The organism is Bacteroides timonensis (assembly GCF_000513195.1).
GTDB classification, from domain to species: domain Bacteria; phylum Bacteroidota; class Bacteroidia; order Bacteroidales; family Bacteroidaceae; genus Bacteroides; species Bacteroides timonensis.
In genome coordinates this window covers 35,628-54,864 of the sequence record NZ_CBVI010000115.1, presented here as the reverse complement: position 1 = coordinate 54,864, position 19,237 = coordinate 35,628, and the positions used below count along the sequence as shown (strand labels likewise).

The following is a 19,237-nucleotide window of genomic DNA, read 5'->3' as shown; positions in this document are numbered from 1 at the left end:
CGAAAAGTAAAGAGTATGATAAAACGAAAAGTAACCAAAGTAATAGTAGCATGTCTCATGCTGCTATTTCTTTTATCAACAGGTATTTTCATCTTCCGGGGAAGCCTACTGCGCCATATCGCAGATAAACGCATTGTCAGACTGGAACAGCGTTACGGATTGGACATAAGTTACAATAAACTCCACATGAAGGGGTTGAATACGATCTCTATCGACGGACTGAATGTGGTTCCACAGAAAAGAGATACATTGCTTTCCCTTCAATCTCTCAATATCCGTATCGGTCTTTGGAAACTGCTGTGGAGAGATATCAAGATCAAAGAAGTCCGCCTGGACGGACTCTCACTCAATTTCATGAAAAAAGACTCTACAGCCAACTATGATTTCCTTTTCCTGCCCTCTTCCGAAGTAACTGCCTCCAATGAAAGCAATACCAGTACCGATTACACCCGTCGCATCAATACAACATTAAATCTCCTTTTCGGCCTGTTACCCGGAAACGGTGAACTCACCCATCTTACAATCACTGAGCGGAAAGACCGTAATTTCGTCAGCTTCCGTATTCCCCGCTTTGTGATTGATGACTATCATTTCCAATCAGAAATAACAGTTCTAGAAGACAGCCTGAACCAACAATGGAATACCGAAGGAGAATTTAATCCTTCGGAAAGGCGATTGCATGCAACTTTACACGCTCCACAACTGACTGTTCCTTATATCCACCGCCGATTCGGTGCAGAAGTACAGTTCGACAGTCTGACGTGCGACTTCTCACAAGAAAAAGCAAGCAACGGACTCACATATCTGGTTGGCCAGTCGGAAGTACGGGGATTGCAGGTATATCATAGGCGGTTGTCGTCCGAGACGATCAACCTGGATCGCGGACAACTGGATTTCCACGTAAATGTCAGTCCGCAAGCCGTAGAACTGGATAGTACCAGCCTTGTACGTTTCAATGCACTGACCTTCCATCCTTATTTAAAGGCAGAACGTGTCGGAAAAAGTACAGGCAAGAAAGAGTGGCATTTTATAGCTTCTGTTCGGAAACCCTGGTTCCCTTCGGAAGAGTTGTTCGGTTCATTGCCCAAAGGACTTTTCGAAAACCTGGAAGGTCTCGGCACTACCGGACAATTAGCTTATCACTTTCTATTGGATGTGGATTTCTCGCAACTGGATAGCTTGAAGTTTGAGTCGGAACTGAAAGAAAAAGATTTCCGTATTCTCCATTATGGAAAGACGGATTTAGGTAAGATGTCCGATGAGTTTATCTATACAGCGTACGAGAACGGACAACCCGTATACACCTTCCCAGTCGGTCCGTCATGGGAGAACTTCACACCCTTAGACAGCATATCTCCTCTGCTGCAAATGTCTGTCATGCAGAGCGAGGACGGAGCTTTCTTCTATCACCGGGGATTCCTGCCGGATGCCATGCGAGAAGCTCTGATTCATGACCTGGAAGTTCGCAAGTTTGCCCGCGGAGGTAGCACGATCTCCATGCAATTGGTGAAGAATGTTTTCCTGAACCGTAACAAAAACATTGCCCGCAAACTGGAAGAAGCGCTTATCGTCTGGCTCATCGAAACCGAACACCTCACTCCAAAGGCACGCATGTACGAAGTTTACCTGAACATAGCGGAATGGGGGCCTATGGTTTACGGCATCCACGAAGCGGCATCTTTCTACTTTAACAAACGCCCCTCACAGTTAAGTTTAGAAGAAAGTATTTTCCTGGCTTCTATCGTTCCAAAACCGAAACACTTCAAAAACTCATTTACGGCAGATGGGCGGTTGCAAGAAAGCCAGGAAGGCTACTTCCGCCTGATTGCGGAAAGATTAGCCAAGAAAGAAGTGATAACTGATGCACAAGCGGCACAGGTAAATATTAATAATGTGGTACTAAAAGGAGTGGCTAAATCAAGTTTTGTAAATGAAGGTTGGCAATAAAGCAAAACGGAAAAGAAAGGAATGAAGTTACAAGCTACAGGCTACAAGTGCCTTTCGGAACATAGCGCAGCTACTTGTAGCTTGTAGCCTGTAGCTCGTAACTGATTCATAACCGTTCCATAATAAATAAATTCCTAAAACTTACCCCTGATGCGCCAACATATACTCCTTAGGCGACATCCCATGCACCTCCTTGAAAGAACTGGAGAAATGTGACAGATTCGTATACCCCGTAGCATACGCCACTTCGGAAACCGTCAGTTTCTTCTCTTTCAGCAGTGCGGCAGCCTGTTGCAAACGGATATTCTTGATAAAATCACGTGCCGAAAGGTTTGTCAGTTCTTTCAGCTTCCGATGTACATGGACGCGACTTAGACCGACATTTGCCGCCAGCATCTCTACATTCAAATCCGGATTGGAAAGGTTCTCATTGATAACTTTCATTATCTTGCTCATCAATATCTCATCCGCCGATTTCATGCTCAGCTTCTGCACCTTGTCCTCTTGCTGTTGCGCACCACTGAATTTACTCTTCAGCAGTTTACGGTTAGCAAGCAAGTTGGCAATCGTACTCTTCAGCAGTTCAGTATTGAAAGGCTTCACCATATAAGCATCCGCACCGGTTGCCATTCCCTCCATGGTATCTTCGGGTTTCGACTTGGCAGTCAATAAAATTACAGGCACATGATTGACATTCGTATTCTGCTTAATCTTCCGGCAAAGTGACAGACCATCCATTTCCGGCATCATAATATCGCTGATTACCAGATCAGGAGTATCTGCGAGAATAGTATCATAAGCCTCCCTGCCATTCTTCCGGGTCATTATCCGATAGTCCCCTTCCAATTCTTCTTTCAGATAAGAAAGAATCTCCTCCTCATCTTCCACTATCAATATGCGCATACGGTTCTTCGCCTTACCGGTCTTCTTGCTTTCCTCATCCTCTTCACCCTCTCCTTCTTCAAAGACTTCCTCCAAGTCCGTCTTTTCCGGTTTAACCAGCACGGGATGAGGGGTGATGAGTGCTTCCACATCTTCCAGTTCGTCCGTACGCAGATGTGCTGAACCCAAAGGAATACGAATCACGAAACGACTGCCCGGAGCATCCTCCCTGTTCTCTGCCAAGATAATGCCATGATGCAGTTCCACCAATGAACGGGACAAATGCAAACCGATACCCGTACCGAAATTCGACTTCGTCACATCATTATCTATCTGATAGAAACGCTCGAATATACGCTCTATCTTCTCCCGGTCGAGTCCGATACCACTATCCGTGACCGTTATTTCAAAATATTCCTTCAGAGGATCGCGACGGGTGGCATCGCGCCCGGTGGAAAGCGAAACCGTAATTTCACCCTGCTCCGGTGTATACTTGAAGGCATTGGAGAAGATATTCATCAATATCTTGTCGAAGTTATTCATATCCACCCATACCTTCAACTGCGGCATAGCGTGTTCGAAACTGAAATTTATCTTCTTCTTCCGCGCCATATAATCGAAGGTAAGCATCACATCATCAATGAAACCAACCATATCCGTTTCACGGAACTTCATGAACATCTGTCCCTTATCCAGTTTACGGATATCCATCAACTGATTTATCAGACGAAGAATACGTTGTGCATTCCGGTAAATCATCAGATAAGTCTTTTGTACTTCCCCTCCCTTCTTTTCAGCCAACAATTTCTCCAGGGGATTAATGATCAACGTCATCGGAGTACGTATTTCATGCGAGATGTTGATAAAGAACTGTAGCTTTGCTTCATTCAGTTGTTCGGCATGTTCGCGCTTCATGATTTCACGGCGGTGGCGCATACGCGACAGGATATAGTTCACAATGCCCAATACAAGCAAGCCGAGCAGAAAAACATAAATGCAATATGCCCACCACATTTCATACCAGGGCGGAGTAATCAGAATCTTAACTGTACGTATCTCCGAAAGATTGCCGTGACTCAGCGCCCGCACATGGAAAGTATATTTGCCCGGCGGAAGATTATTATAAGTCACCCTGTTCACTCCCGGCTCGGTACTGAGCCACTGGTTACTCAATTCCTCAATCTTGTACTGATAGGATATCTGCTCCGGATTGTTATACTGCAACGTGGAGAAGACGATACTGAACGTATTATCGTAATGAGCCAGTTGGAACATATTCGCATCCGGCACAGACGTATAGATAACGGTATGTCTTCCCGAACGCGTATTTTTCCGCACAGGCTGGTTGAAGATAAAGAAGTCCGTAATCCAGACCTTGGTGTCTTTCAGCACACTCCCTATGGATAAAGGCTGGAAATAGGTAATACCATTTATACCGCCGAAATAGACTTTTCCCGCCTGGTCTTTATAGAATGCGCCGTGCGTGAACTCGTTTCCCTGCAATCCGTCGCCCGCATAATAATTGATGTAACGGTTGTTTTCGACATTATACTTACAGATACCCATATAGGTACTGATCCACATATTATGTTCCTCGTCTTCGCAAATTCCACAGATTACATTATTAGGCAAACCATCCGCCACCGTAAAACAGGTCAGTTCTTCGGTCTTCTTGTTGAAGCGATAGAGTCCGTCCGTCGTACCTGCCCAAATATTTCCGGCATGGTCTTCCTGCAAAACATACCCTACCCGGTCTTCAATCAGAGTATTCACATTGCGGTAGTTAATGAAACTCTCATTCACCGGATTGAAGCAACTGATACCTTTATAATGCCCCAGCCAGATCATTCCCTCACTATCACAAAAGATGTAGTTCACCCAGTCATTTGCCAGTTCATTCCGGGTCAGGTCGCCCGACTCATCTTTAGATGACTCATAATGCTTCAACTCCTTCGTCACCAGATTATAGCGGTAGAAACCCGAACCGAAAGTAGCGATATAAAGGTTCTTATGCCGGTCTTCCGTAATCGAGAAAATCTTCTCATTATCCACCGGTAGCGGATATTCGCACTCACCGGTTCTCCGGTTTAGTTTTGCCAGTCCCCGGGTGTACGTGCCGAGCCAGAAATCTCCGTCCGTATCCTCGTACATACACATAATCGTATTAGCCATCGAACGCGGGTTATTGCCGGGCTGATAATGCCGTAGCCTCTTTCCTTCCGCATCTAGTTCAAAGATTCCCTCATTGTCCGCTCCTACCCACAGGTGACGGTTACTATCCTGATAGATGGACATTACACATCCTTGTCCGATGGGATTATAATAAATGGACTTGTTGCCATAATACTCAAACGGATTCTCCTGCTTGGGCATCAGTACAATGCCTTTCTGAAACAATCCTACCCACAGGTTCTTGTCCCGGTCTTCCATGATAGCGTGTATCTTTCCTTCCGAAAAATCCAGCGGCGCGGAATTGATACTATAATCCTCTATCTTCCCGGTCATCCGGTTGTAAGTCTTCAGCCCCTGACCGTCGGTGCCTATCAACAGACGGTCGTCCACCAGCGTCAGACAATAGATGGACAGCTCCTCGCTACCCGTATAGGGAACAGGAATAAAACGGTTCTGCTCACGATCATAACGGGACAAGCCATGCTTTTGAGTGCCGATGAACAGATTCCCGTACTTATCTTCACCAATAGCCGACACATAGTTATCATTAATCACCGGATATCTGAACACACGGACTTCTTGCGTAGCGGGCAGATAGCAAATCAATCCATGCCCTTCCGTACCAATCCAGATATTATAATCAGAATCTTCATATAAATTCGACTGGAAGTTATAATTCACTTGCCTCATGATGGCGTCAATGGACTCCGCCTGCTGCTTCTCTTCGTCTAAACGGAAAATACCCTGTCCGGTAGTTACTACCCAGATCTCACCATTATGCAATTTCTGCATCTGCGTGATGTGTGGAAAAACCCGCTTGCCCGCGCGTATCATTGGAATCTCCCGGAAAGTATCCGTTTCCGAATCATACTTCATCAACCCGTCGATGCAACCTACCAGCAGATTCTGCCGGCTGTCTTCAAAAAGCGTGCGCACATAATTGTTTTTAATGGAAGTGGAGTCGCCGGATATATGCTTATAGTTAGAGAAACGAAGTCCGTCGAAGCGGTTCAGCCCGTACTCGGTAGCTATCCAGATAAATCCACGCTTATCCTGAAAAATCTGGTTGATAAGACTGCTGGACAATTCGTTGTTAGTAGAATAGAATTTACCCGTTTGCGCCGCCAAAGGCAGGACGGTCAAACATAGCAATAAGACTATAAGGAGGATTTTACTAAGAGCTGTTTTCATTGCATTTTATACTTAAAGGCAAGCAAAGATAAGAAAAACTTTCGAAATGGGCAGGGAAGCCATTGCATATATGTTCTTTATCTCTTCCGCATTATACCTAAAGGAACGGAACCTTAAACCCTTTCACCAGGAAGCCTTATACATTCATTGCAAAAGATGGCATCTTTTACATCGAAAGGTAGCATCTAATGATACAAAAGATGGCATCTTTTACAGCAAAAGATGCCACCTTTTGCATCAGCCCTCTTATTGATGCAGATGAAAGGAATAAATGATATAAGTGAAAGGAATATGGGATTTATCACTTAATTATTTATCTTTCGGGCATCAACAACCGCGGGACGTAACACCAGCAAATGATTTTGTAACATAGGGAAAAGTCATGTTACATTTAAATGTAACACAGGCTACAATTAAATACCTGTTTCTCCATTTTATAAAATACCTTTGTCACAAGCGAAAAGTAATGTTTAACCCTTTAATCTGATTAATGCAAATATGGAAACTTGAAAATGAAAAACATGTCTTCACATCTTTATTAAAGAAAGAGAATATTATTGTTATCCAACTAAATTAATTTCAGTATGAAATGCACAAATTATTGTTTTAAGCCTTTGGGGCTTCTATTCTTATTATGCCTGATACCTCTATGGGCATTTTCACAGAATATCACTGTGAAAGGTGTGGTGAAGGACGCCACAGGAGAATCGGTTATCGGTGCGAGCGTAGTGCAGAAAGGCACCAGCAACGGTATTATTACCGACATCGACGGTAACTTTACACTGAATGTTCCATCCAACAGTACCATCGTAATTTCATTTGTGGGCTACAAAACACAAGAAATTCCTGTAGCCGGGAAGACACAAATCAATGTTACGATGAAGGAAGACACTGAGATGCTGGACGAAGTCGTTGTAGTAGGTTACGGACAGATGAAACGTTCGGACCTGACGGGTTCGGTGGTATCTGTAAATGACCAGGCCATCAAGAAGTCGGTTCCGACTTCTATCGATCAGGTGTTGCAAGGCCGCGCTGCCGGTGTGCAGATTCAGGCAAACTCTGGTACACCGGGTGCGTCCACCTCTATCCGCATCCGTGGTATCAACTCACTGAACGCCACCAACCAGCCTATCTTCGTGATAGACGGCGTAGTGGTGGACTCTGCTACTGACGATGAAAACAGCAACCCTTTATCAAGCATCAATCCATCGGACATCGTATCCATGGACGTACTGAAAGATGCTTCGGCAACCGCCATCTATGGTTCGCGCGCATCCAATGGTGTCATCATGATTACTACTAAACGCGGACAGGCAGGCGAAGCAACCGTAACCTACGACGGCTATGCGGGCTGGCAGGAAATGCCTAAACAACTGGATATGCTGAACCTACGACAGTATGCACAGCATCACAATGACCGTTCGGCTCTTGGTCTGGTAGAACAAAGCAGCTCTTTCGTACGCCCTGACTTACTTGGCGAAGGTACCAACTGGCAAGACGAATTGTTCAGCAAAGCCTTCATGACGAGCCATAATATTTCTGTCAGTGGCGGTAACAACAAAACCACTTATGCTTTTAGCGGCGGATTCCTCGATCAAGACGGTATTGCATTAGGATCCAGTTTCCGACGTCTTTCCCTGCGCGCCAATATCGATACTGAAATCAAATCGTGGTTACGCGGAGGTGTAAACTTCTCGTTTGCTGAATCCAAGCAAAATGTCGGTACCGACAATAATACGATTATGAGCGCACTGATACAGCAACCTACGGTCGCCGTTACATCTCCCGATGGTTCCTTCGACGGTCCGGACGATGTGTGGATGCCTGAAAACCCCGTAGGACTTGCTTCCATACGCACCAACAATAACCGTAAAACCAACTTCCGTTTCAATACCTATCTGGAAGCAAACCTACTGAAAGGATTAACTTTCAAGACGGAATTATCAGCTGACTGGAACTTCAATAACTATTATTATTATCAACCAGACTACCAGTTCGGTATCAAAACAAGCGACACACGTACCTCACGCTGGACCAAGACCAATACCAAATACTGGTCATGGCGCAATATCCTTACTTATAATAATACGTTTGCAGAAAAACATAACATCAACGTAATGGTAGGTCAGGAAATGTCACACTCCAACTGGGAGACACAAGTAGGTACAGCCACAGGATTCCTGAGTAATACAACTCCCGACCTGAGTGCAGGTGATGTCACCACTTCCACTACCACCGGTTCACGCGTGGTGAATTCCATCGCTTCCTTCTTCGGACGTGCCTTCTACTCTTTTGACGAACGCTACCTGCTGACCGCTACCATTCGTCGGGACGGTTCCTCCAAATTCGCCAAAGGCAATAAGTGGGGTTGGTTTCCGGCAGTGGCTCTTGCATGGCGTGCGTCACAGGAATCATTCCTGCGCAACAACGCAATTATCAACAACCTGAAACTCCGCGCAGGTTGGGGTGCCACGGGTAACCAGAACGTAAGCGACTATGCTTATATGGCACTGCTCTCTTACAAAACCACTCCCTGGGGAACCGGTGTACTGACAGGCAATACCGCCAACCCTGACCTGACATGGGAAACCACTCATTCTTATAACGTAGGTATCGACCTCGGTTTATTCCAGAATCGTATCGAAGTAATTGCCGATGTATATTATAAGAAGACTAAAAATCTGTTGCTGCAACTCCCCTTGCCCGCCTATCTCGGTTCAAGTGGACAAGGTGCCGCTTCCAATCCTTGGGGTAATGTAGGTTCTCTTGAGAACAAAGGTATCGAGCTTACCGTGAATACGACTAACATCACAAACAAGGATTTCCAATGGACATCCAACCTCGTATTCTCACTCAACCGTAACAAAGTGCTGGAACTCGATACGGACAATTCTTCCATTGAAAAGAGTTATCAACCCAGTTCCGCAAGCTACATCGTAACCAAAACGACCGTAGGACAGCCTATCGGACAATTCTGGGGCTACAAAGTAATCGGACGTTTCGATGAACCGACGGATTTCTACTACAAAGATGCCGATGGCAACGTGAAGCAAGTAGCCATACCCGAAGGTAATACAATTGCCAAGAACAGTACGTGGATAGGCGACTATATCTATGAGGACCGCAACGGTGACGGTGTCATCAACAACGAAGACTGTACCTACATCGGAAACCCGGAACCAAAGTTCACTTACGGTATCGGTAATACATTCTCTTACAAAGGATTCGATCTGACAATATTCTTCTCGGGGTCTTACGGCAACAAGGCTTTGAATCTGACCCGCTACCGTATTGAAGATCCCCGCTCCAACGGTAACATACTCAAATCTTCGCTGAACTATGCACAGATAGGTTTGATAGACCCCAACGGTCCGGATGACGACTATCGTAACCTCCATGTAGTAAACGGCTCTGTCACTACATTGCCGGCTTTGCAGGAATCGGATGCTAACAATAACTTCACCCGTATCAGCGATATGCTTGTAGAAGACGCTTCTTACATCCGCCTCCAGAATATTTCCATCGGCTATACATTCCCCAAGAAGTGGATAAACAAGATTTTCCTCAACAATGCGAGAATCTATGCCAACATACAGAATGTATACACCTGGAGCAAATATAAAGGCCTCGACCCTGAAGTAGGTGCCATCTATGGAGATGCATTAATGACAGGTGTGGACTACGGACGTTATCCTTCGCCACGCATCTACACATTCGGATTAAACATATCCTTCTAATCCTTTAAAAAGAATTATACGTATGAAAAATAAGATATTAATCATAGCAACATTGGCCGGTTCATTGGTATTGAGTTCCTGCGAGGACTTCTTGACACACGATAACACCACCAGTGCCAACCAAGAGACCTTCTTCGACACTGACGAGGCTCTGGAAGCAGCTACCGCACCGCTTTATAACTATGTGTGGAACAGTTTTAATGATAAGGCCTACTATAGCATGGGAGATGGACGTGCAAACAATATCACCGCCCGTTGGTCAGACTATATCTATCCTTATACTAACTTTACGGAAACAGCATTGAGTCCGGGACTTGAAGATGCCTGGGGATCTTTCTACTCCGTAGTGGCACAATCCAACTACGCCATCAACAATATTAAGGATTATTCCGGTCCGCAAGTCAGTGAAAAAGCCAAAGTACAAGCTTATGCCGAAGCACGCTTCATGCGCGGACTGGCATACTGGTACATCGGCTCTTTATGGAACAAAGGTATCATCTATGAAAATACGGCAGAACAAGTAAACAACTCTGTGGTTCCCGCCAACCGTGGTGTGGATGTGATAGAATTCGCTATCCGCGACCTCGAATATGCAGCAGTCAACCTCAGCAAGACAGCATCTGATGTAGGTCGCGTCACTTGTTACAGTGCTTACGCTATTCTGTCACGCATGTATCTCTCTATGGCAGGTTTGACAACCGAAGGCGAATACAACGACAGTAATATAGCTACTGATTTCAACCGCGGTTCGCGCAACACGTACTATCTGGATATGGCGCGCAAAGCTGCCACGAAGGTGATCGAAGAAGGCCCGTATTCACTTCTCGACAACTATGGAGACCTTTTCGCACCAAGCACATGCAACAACAACAGTGAAGCCATCTTCCAGTTGCAGTGGTTGCAGGGTAGCACGGATGCCATCGGTTGGGGATGCAATAATTCCATATCAACCTATTTTGGCTGGTCTACTATGGTAAGCGAACAGAACTGGGGTAATGCCACCTATGCCTCTTATGACCTTGTACGTGCTTACGATCCTCAAGACCGTACCCGCCGCCATTACACTATCGCCACCGTAGGTGAATATTATCCGGATCTCAACACCAAGAACGGAGGATACACGTATAACGTCACCGAAACCGGCTATGACAACAAATGTAACTTCAAAAAATACGTGATAGGTAAGATTGACGACAATGGCCAAAGCTATGCACAAAGCAGTGGAATGAATACCTACATGATGCGTCTGGCAGAAGTATATCTGAATCTTGCCGAAGCAATTCTTGGAAATAATGCTTCGACCAGCGATCAAGCAGCTTGTGACGCCTTCAATGCGGTGCGCAAACGTGCTGGTATGCCGTCCCTGACAACCATCACATATTCAGATATCCATTACGAACGCCGCATCGAGCTTGCTCTGGAAGGACAGTACTGGTACGATCTGCTGCGCCGTTCCTATTACCAGCAACAGGAAGTGGTGAACTACCTCAACAGCCAAGAGCGTAATGCCGGTTACGAATGGGATGAAACAGAAGCCTGCCAGTATGCAAAGACTTCTGACGGAACCGGAGTTTCAACCGCTACATCGGCCAATCTGACACTGCCTATCTCGGATGTAGACCGCGGACGTAATCCGCTTCTGAATAACGACCCGGTAGCTTACGAATTCGGCGCAAAAGAAGTCACAGAAAATGATTTGTTCAATGATTAACAAACTATAGAAGATATGAAAAGCTTAAAATATATATGGATATTATGCTTGTCATGCCTGGCCGCAGGCATCACCTCATGCAATGAGGAGGATAAATACTTTGACAGCAAATACCAAAGCACAAAGATTGTGATTGACCAGATCTATCTGGAAGATTATGAATCGTCTGTACCCGACCGACCGGTTACTTTCGCACGCCTCGGACAGTTGATCCGTGTAGAAGGTAGCGGACTCTATGGCATGAAGAAAGTCTACATCAACGGATATGAGACTTACTTTAACCGCGCCTACGTAACCGACCACTCCATGTTGATTCAAATCAACAGCAATACTCCCGTTGAAGACGCTGAAGAGGCAGACCGCAATAAGATCCACTTTGTAAAAGATGACGCCACGCTGGAGTACCCCTTCATCATCCGTGCAGCATCTCCTACCATAACAGGCATCAGCAATACTTTACCTAAGGACAAGGAGAAAGTAACCGTATACGGCACCGGCCTACAGGAAACCACCAAAGTAACCCTGCCCGGCGGAATAGAAATCACAGCCGACATTGAAAGCGATGAAGACGGTGAATGGTATTCATTCATCATGCCGGAAAACTATTCAGGAAGCGGTTCCATCTATTCGGAAGGCGCCAACGGACAGGCAGCCACTCCGGCTTACTTCAACTTTGCAGACTGTATGATACTTGATTTCGATGGCAATGGCAGCCAAGGCTTCTGGAGCTGGAGCGAAACCGGTTCGATGATAAACGCTGACGACCTTGTAGAAGATCCTCATGATAGCGGACGTGGCAAATGCGTTCAGATTGTTCCCGAACGTTTATTAAAAGCAGGAGTTATATCCGGCAAACCGCGTGTATCCGAATGTTGGACAGCCGGCAATGACGATGCAGCAGATGATTGGAGCCGTATGTATTCTTATATACCGGCAACTACCCCACTGACCGAAGTAGCATTGCAATTCGACGTTTATGTGCCCGAAGCATGGAGCGGCACAGGACATCTGCAAATAAGCTTATTCAACAACTTCAATTTCGGAGGTATAGGTTCCGACGATGATGGTGCTTCCAATCAAGTGGCATTCTATGTTCCTTGGATTCAGGAAGGTGCTATCGTTCCATTCTCAACCACAGGTTGGCAGACTGTAACTATTCCGTTTAGCCAGTTCAACAAATACGCCACCATGATAGAAGATAAAGAAAGCCCGGTATTCCAAAATGTGGTAGAAGACCGCAATGCCGCCACTTACAGAAACTTCGGTATGGGATTTGTCAATACAGACTTTACTTACCAAGATGTAAGCATCACATCCACAGCTTTCTCAAGCCGTATCTATCTGGACAACTGGCGTGTAGTACCTTACAAGACTGTCACGATCTCCGATTATCCTGAAGATGAAGAAACTACGGAATAAACTCAGTAGAAACCCATTAAACATTAAGAATTATGAAACTAAATAGAATTATTCTTCCACTGATGGCTTGTGCACTGACATGGAGTAGTTGCGATGACCAGATAATGGAATGGAAAAACTCCGACGGAAGTATCACAGCCTCCGACATTCCTCTTGCATTAAAGGAAAAGATAGCAAATTATGACTACATAAAATCGTATGTGGCACAATATGCTCCTAACATGAATGTAGGACTTGGCTTAGGAGCCGATCTATACATCAACGATGCGACATACAGAACCATAGCCGATGCTAACTTCCAGATGTTTACAACCGGAAACGCCATGAAACATTCGGCTGTAGTAAAAGCGAACGGTGAATTGGATTTCACAACAATCGACGCATTCCTGAACCTGGTTCCGGCCGACATCCAGATATATGGGCATAACTTCCTCTGGCATACTCAGCAAAAACAGACATACCTGAAATCACTGATCGCGCCGGAAGTTATCGTTGAGGTAGGTGATGATGATGTATGCGAGAATGTCATCAGTAACTACGGATTTGAAGGAGGCAATGCAAATGGATGGACAGGCCTATGGGGGAAATATACTTACGCCGTGGAGCAACCGGGTCGCGACAGTGACTACGCCCTTCACTTCACCATGACCAATGAATCAAACGTGAACTATGACAGTCAGCTATTCTGGCCGACGGGATTGCTTGAAATAGGCGTAACCTACGCTTACTCGTTCTGGGTAAAATCGGATGTCGGCTTAGAGGTTCAGTTCATAGGGCAGAATGCTTCTTATGCAGGTATCTATAAAGACAAATTTACCGCACCAAGCGACTGGATTCTCTGTACGGGCGAATTCACCTATACAGAAGGTGACACTGAAAACATCGAACGCATAGGTATTCAATTCGGCGGAACGCCGGGAAGCAATTTATGGGTAGATGACTTCAAGTTCGGAAAGAAGATAGAGGAAAAGATGATCAATATCATAGACGACGGAAAGTTTGAAGACGGAACTCTCGGCTCATGGTTCGGTTGGGGTAATGGCTCTACCCGTACTATCTCAGAAAAGGGACAAGGCTACAACAGTGATTACTGCATGGTGATGGTCAATCCTTCCGATGGAGATTCCTGGAGTGCTCAGACTGCTCACTCATTCCCAGAGACATTAACCGTTGGAAAGACCTACATGTACTCTGCTATGGTAAAGGCAACCGTCATCAATCCGGACTTCACATTCCAGGTACAAGACGCCAATGGCGGTAACGGTGAAGGATATGTAAGTGCTGCAACAGCCGTTGATCAGTGGATACCTATTGAAGGCGAATTTGTTTGTAGCCATGAAGGTATAGCTCGCCTCTGCATCAACTACGGAAAAGTTGCCGGAACTTACTACATTGACAATTTCAAATTCGGTGAAAAGAAAGAAACTGCAACAGCCCAGACTTTACGCGCATCAACCCGCGCCGGTGGCATTAGTTACAAACTGAAGACTCCTGAAGAGAAAAAAGCAGCTTTACTGGGTGCAATGGAAGCATGGATTAAAGGTATGCTGCAACATCAGGGGATGGAACGCGTAAAAGAATGGGATGTCATCAACGAACCTATTGCGGACAACAATCAATGGCGTGGCATAGACGGTAACTTCATGAGTAATGGTGATGACGCGCCGGACACTGCACCGGTAGAAGACGAAGAAAACGGTCTGAACCTGAACTGGGCAAACGATCACTTCTATTGGGGATACTACATCGGTAAGGAATATGCCGTGAAAGCATTTGAATATGCACGCAAGTATGCAGCAGCCGACGTTAAGCTCTATGTTAATGATTACAATCTGGAGACAAACCCAAGTAAGCTTGCAGCTTTGATAGACTTCGTAAATTACATCGAAGACAATGGACAAACCGTTGACGGTATAGGAACCCAGATGCACGTGACTGCTTCCAGTATCACAAGAGAACAAATAGATGCCATGTTCAAGACAATGGCTGCCACCGGAAAACTGGTTCGCGTAACAGAATTGGATGTAGCATTAGGAACATCCAGCCCCTCTGCCGAACAACTGGCAACTCAGGCCAACGTTTATCAGATGATCTTTGAATCATACAAAGCAAACGTTCCTGAATCTCAGCAGTCAGGTATTACCATCTGGACGCTGAGCGATAATGCCGCAGAGCATGAATATTGGCTGTCAGGCGATGCACCGAACCTTTTCGACGCAAACTATGAACGCAAACATGCCTATAAAGGTGTATGCGATGGTATTGCCGGAAAAGATATCAGTGAAGATTTCAGCGGTGACGACTGGAAGAATGCGTATGAAACAGAAGGAGAAGAAACTCCGGCTGAATAAAGTGTGAAGACAGGAAATCCGGTAAGGCTCCGGCCTTACCGGATTCCATTCATCAAACCATTTACCAAACTATTCCCGAATACGGTAAAAACACCTATTTTACCCCCTGAAACAGGGAAATGTACGATAAACAAAAAATTATGTAACATCATTGAGGAATGATGTAACCGAAATGAAGTTTTCTGCAACACTGCGAAAAGCTTTCTAAATTATAGCTCACTATCTTTGTTGCAATGGAAAACATCTCAAATCAATACCAGAGACAAACGATGAAGAATTGGATTTTAATTTTAGTTTTGAGTGTAATGACAGTTGGGTATGTAAATGCTCAAAAAAGTACATTACAAAAACAAGGCACCGCTACTCAATTAGTAGTAGACGGTAAACCATTTCTTGTTTTAGGCGGTGAATTAGGAAATTCATCGGCAGCATGCACAGAAGATATTGAACGTATCTTCCCGAAGCTGCAACGGATGGGACTGAATACAGTACTCGTTCCCGCATACTGGGATTTGATAGAACCGCAGGAAGGACAATTCGACTTCACCCTCACAGATAAAGTCATCCGTCAAGCCCGGCAGAACGATCTGAAAGTAATCTTTCTTTGGTTCGGTGCCTGGAAGAACTCCATGAGTTGCTACGCTCCCCTCTGGTTCAAGGAAAACTACAAGAAATACCCACGTGCTTATACACAAAAAGGGAAACCACTCGAAATAGCCAGCGCATTCTCTGAAAATGTATTCCAAGCCGACAACCGCGCTTTTTCCGGGTGGATGGAACACGTCGCAGCCATTGATAAAGAGGAAGGTACCGTCATCATGATACAGATAGAAAATGAGATAGGTATGCTGGAAGATACCAGAGACTATTCTAAAGAGGCCAACGCACTGTTCAATGCACCGGTGCCCGCGGAATTAATGAGTTACTTGCAGAAAAATAAGAAAACGCTCCACCCCCAAATGCTTGAGAAATGGGAAAGCCAAGGTAGCAAGAAGCAAGGTACCTGGCAAGAAGTATTTGGAGCCGATATCTACACCGATGAATTATTTATGGCCTGGCACTACGCCCGCTATGTGGAAAGAATGGCACAAAGCGCCCGGTCCATCTACAATATTCCACTATACGTGAACGCTGCCATGAACAGCCGCAACCGGAAGCCGGGGGAATATCCTTCTGCCGGTCCGCTGGCACACCTTATTGATATATGGCATTGCGGAGCGCCCAGCATCGACCTTCTTGCTCCCGACCTGTACGACAATGGCTTTACAGACTGGGTAGCTAAATATAAGTTACACAACAACCCGTTGTTTATTCCCGAAATCAAACTGACAGATAATAATGGCGTAAGAGCTTTCTATATCTTTGGTGAACATGATGCCATCGGTATCAGCCCGTTCTCCATCGAAGGAGGTTCCGACTCTCCCAACTCTCCGTTGGTGAAAAGCTATCGTACGCTGAAAGAGTTCATGCCTCTGCTCGCTAAGTATCAGGGTAAAGGCGCAATGAAAGGATTACTTTTCGATCAGGAAAATAAAGAACGTATCATTTATCAGGATGATCTGAAGATAACCTGTCGCCATTTCTTTACTCTTCCCTGGGATGCGCGTGCCACTGATGGCAGTGTATGGCCCGAAGGTGGAGGTATATTATTAAAATTGGCTCCTAATGAGTATATAGTAGCTGGTAGTGGTATCGTTATCGAGTTTGAAAAAGCTACAGAAAATCAGGCCAAAGTCCGGGCATTGGGCGAAGACGGATTTGCCCAGACAGGAGGAAAGGGGGATAGGGTGATAAGTGATAAGGTGATGTGGAAAGGGGCACGTTGCGGCATAGGTTCAGTAGATGAAGTGAAGGTGAACGAGGACGGTACACTCTCTTATATCCGCCGTCTGAATGGCGATCAGGACCATCAGGGACGCCATGTGCGCATCTCAGTGGGAGATTTCCAGATACTTCATGTGGAGTTGTACGAGTATAAATAACATATTTTAAGAGTTGGACGAACGACTTGTCCAGGGTGGACAAACGATTTGTCCAGGTTAGACTAACGATTTGTCCAGAAGTAAGCTGGCGGTTAAGCTAAGAGGTAGATTTACGGCTTATCTGCAGAAGGAATAAAAAGATAAACAAGATATGAATAAGGTTAGGTTTAATAAAGTTAGGTTGAGTCTGGCAGTGTTACTTTGCCTTTGCGCTACTTCCATGGTGGACGCAAAGGTAAAGTTGCCTGCCTTGATTTCTGACGGAATGGTACTGCAACGCGAACAACCCATCCGAGTATGGGGTACGGCAGATGCCGGAGAAAGTGTACAGGTAAAGTTCCTGAAGAATGCCACTCCTACAGGTGTAAAAGGTGGAAAACTAAAAGCTATCTACACAGCCACAGCAGATGAAAACGGCCAATGGTCCCTCACCCTTCCTGCCATGAAACCGGGCGGGCCTTACATCCTTCAAGTAAATGACATCGAACTAAAAGATATTCTGGTGGGAGATGTATGGCTATGCTCCGGTCAGTCCAATATGGAACTGTCCGTCAGCCGGGTTACGGATATGTTCCGTGATGAAATCTCCGCTTATGAGAATACGAATATAAGGCAGTTGAAAGTACCCAATATCTTCAACTTCCATGCACCGCAAACGGACTTGCCGGATTACGTTGCCTGGAAACCACTGACGCAGGAAAACGTAATGAGCTTCTCCGCTCTGGGCTATTTCTTTGCCAAAGCCATGTATGAAAAGAACAACATACCCGTCGGACTGATAAACTCCAGTTGGGGCGGAACTCCCGTTGAGGCGTGGATAAGCGAAGAAGGACTGAAAGAATTTCCGAAATATATCAATGATAAACGGCAATATGAAGATGATGCTTATCTGAAAAGCATTAAACAGACAGAAGGTTTGAACTTCTATCGCTGGAACACTTCCCTATACCGGGGAGATGCAGGACTGCACGAAGCAACACCTTGGTATGCCGCCAACTACAATGATAAAGACTGGAAGACCGTTGATTTATTCTCTACCGACTGGGGAACCAACGGTTTGAATCCGATAAACGGTTCGCACTGGTTCCGCAAAGAAGTGGAAGTACCGCAGGATTGGAATGGAAAAGAAGCGACCTTGCGTTTAGGTTGCATCGTAGATGCAGACTCCGTCTATGTGAACGGTACATTCGTAGGTACTATTTCCTACCAGTATCCTCCACGCATCTATACCATTCCGGCAGGTGTACTGAAAGCGGGAAAGAAGAATACAGTGACCATACGCCTCATCAGCAATAACGGTTATCCGCACTTTGTGAAGGAGAAACCTTATAAGATTATTTGCGGAAATGAAGAAGTAAGCCTGCAAGGAGAATGGAAATACAGACAGGGTGCTTCCATGCCTCCGGCTCCGGGAATGATGTTCTTCTGTTACAAACCGGTATGCCTGTACAATGCCATGATTGCCCCGTTACAAAACTATGGCATCCGTGGTGTCCTCTGGTATCAGGGAGAGTCCAATGTGGACCGCCGCAATGAATACGCTGCCCTACTGACAGCTCTGATTGCTGATTGGCGCAGCACATTCGGCAACCCGGAATTACCTTTCTACATTGTAGAGCTGGCAGACTTCCTGTCCCGAGATGACGTCAGCGGTCGGCAGGCCTGGGCTGAGATGCGCAAAGAACAGGCCAAAGTAGCTGAAACCAACCGGAACACCCGACTCATCCGCAACAGTGACCTGGGCGAATGGAACGATATACATCCATTGGATAAGAAAACCCTGGGACAACGCGCAGCAGAAAGTGCGCTGGAGAATAATAAATGACGGACAGCCGGAAACGGATA

General features: G+C 45.6%; 8 protein-coding genes. 7 read left to right on the top strand and 1 reads right to left on the bottom strand.

The window, feature by feature from the left end; all coding sequences use genetic code 11:
- Window positions 1–15: 15 nt before the first annotated feature.
- Entirely contained in the window at window positions 16–1,947 is a 1,932-nt protein-coding gene (locus tag BN161_RS21095) for a transglycosylase domain-containing protein (RefSeq protein ID WP_044270007.1), read from the top strand.
- Window positions 1,948–2,088: 141 nt separating this feature from the next.
- On the opposite strand, the gene BN161_RS21090 is transcribed toward BN161_RS21095, so the two are convergent.
- On the bottom strand, window positions 2,089–6,192 hold the full coding sequence (locus BN161_RS21090; RefSeq protein WP_044270006.1) for a hybrid sensor histidine kinase/response regulator transcription factor: 4,104 nt from the start codon (window positions 6,190–6,192) through the stop codon (window positions 2,089–2,091).
- Between the two features lie 584 nt (window positions 6,193–6,776).
- Between BN161_RS21090 and BN161_RS21085 the strand changes: the two genes are divergently transcribed.
- The 6 genes from BN161_RS21085 (at window position 6,777) to BN161_RS21060 (ending at window position 19,217) form a co-directional block, all read left to right on the top strand.
- Window positions 6,777–9,929, top strand: a complete 3,153-nt coding sequence (locus BN161_RS21085; protein ID WP_044270005.1) for a SusC/RagA family TonB-linked outer membrane protein — start codon at window positions 6,777–6,779, stop codon at window positions 9,927–9,929.
- A 22-nt stretch (window positions 9,930–9,951) separates the two neighbouring features.
- Window positions 9,952–11,640, top strand: coding sequence for a RagB/SusD family nutrient uptake outer membrane protein (locus BN161_RS21080; protein WP_044270004.1), 1,689 nt, complete (start codon window positions 9,952–9,954; stop codon window positions 11,638–11,640).
- A gap of 15 nt (window positions 11,641–11,655) precedes the next feature.
- On the top strand, window positions 11,656–13,059 hold the full coding sequence (locus BN161_RS21075; RefSeq protein ID WP_044270003.1) for a glycan-binding surface protein: 1,404 nt from the start codon (window positions 11,656–11,658) through the stop codon (window positions 13,057–13,059).
- A 32-nt stretch (window positions 13,060–13,091) separates the two neighbouring features.
- On the top strand, window positions 13,092–15,410 hold the full coding sequence (locus BN161_RS21070) for an endo-1,4-beta-xylanase (protein ID WP_044270002.1): 2,319 nt from the start codon (window positions 13,092–13,094) through the stop codon (window positions 15,408–15,410).
- A 269-nt stretch (window positions 15,411–15,679) separates the two neighbouring features.
- Window positions 15,680–17,392 carry a GH35 family beta-galactosidase gene (locus BN161_RS21065; protein WP_044270001.1) on the top strand — a complete coding sequence of 571 codons (1,713 nt, stop codon included), beginning with the start codon at window positions 15,680–15,682 and terminating at the stop codon, window positions 17,390–17,392.
- A 151-nt stretch (window positions 17,393–17,543) separates the two neighbouring features.
- Entirely contained in the window at window positions 17,544–19,217 is a 1,674-nt protein-coding gene (locus tag BN161_RS21060; RefSeq protein WP_044270000.1) for a sialate O-acetylesterase, read from the top strand.
- The last annotated feature ends 20 nt before the right edge of the window (window positions 19,218–19,237 follow it).

What these genes read in the sequence shown, in the direction of transcription:
- BN161_RS21095 (WP_044270007.1), top strand. Translation starts at nt 16, where the DNA reads ATGATAAAACGAAAAGTAACCAAAGTAATAGTAGCATGTCTCATGCTG.
- BN161_RS21090 (WP_044270006.1), bottom strand. Translation starts at nt 6,192, where the DNA reads ATGAAAACAGCTCTTAGTAAAATCCTCCTTATAGTCTTATTGCTATGT.
- BN161_RS21085 (WP_044270005.1), top strand. Translation starts at nt 6,777, where the DNA reads ATGAAATGCACAAATTATTGTTTTAAGCCTTTGGGGCTTCTATTCTTA.
- BN161_RS21080 (WP_044270004.1), top strand. Translation starts at nt 9,952, where the DNA reads ATGAAAAATAAGATATTAATCATAGCAACATTGGCCGGTTCATTGGTA.
- BN161_RS21075 (WP_044270003.1), top strand. Translation starts at nt 11,656, where the DNA reads ATGAAAAGCTTAAAATATATATGGATATTATGCTTGTCATGCCTGGCC.
- BN161_RS21070 (WP_044270002.1), top strand. Translation starts at nt 13,092, where the DNA reads ATGAAACTAAATAGAATTATTCTTCCACTGATGGCTTGTGCACTGACA.
- BN161_RS21065 (WP_044270001.1), top strand. Translation starts at nt 15,680, where the DNA reads ATGAAGAATTGGATTTTAATTTTAGTTTTGAGTGTAATGACAGTTGGG.
- BN161_RS21060 (WP_044270000.1), top strand. Translation starts at nt 17,544, where the DNA reads ATGAATAAGGTTAGGTTTAATAAAGTTAGGTTGAGTCTGGCAGTGTTA.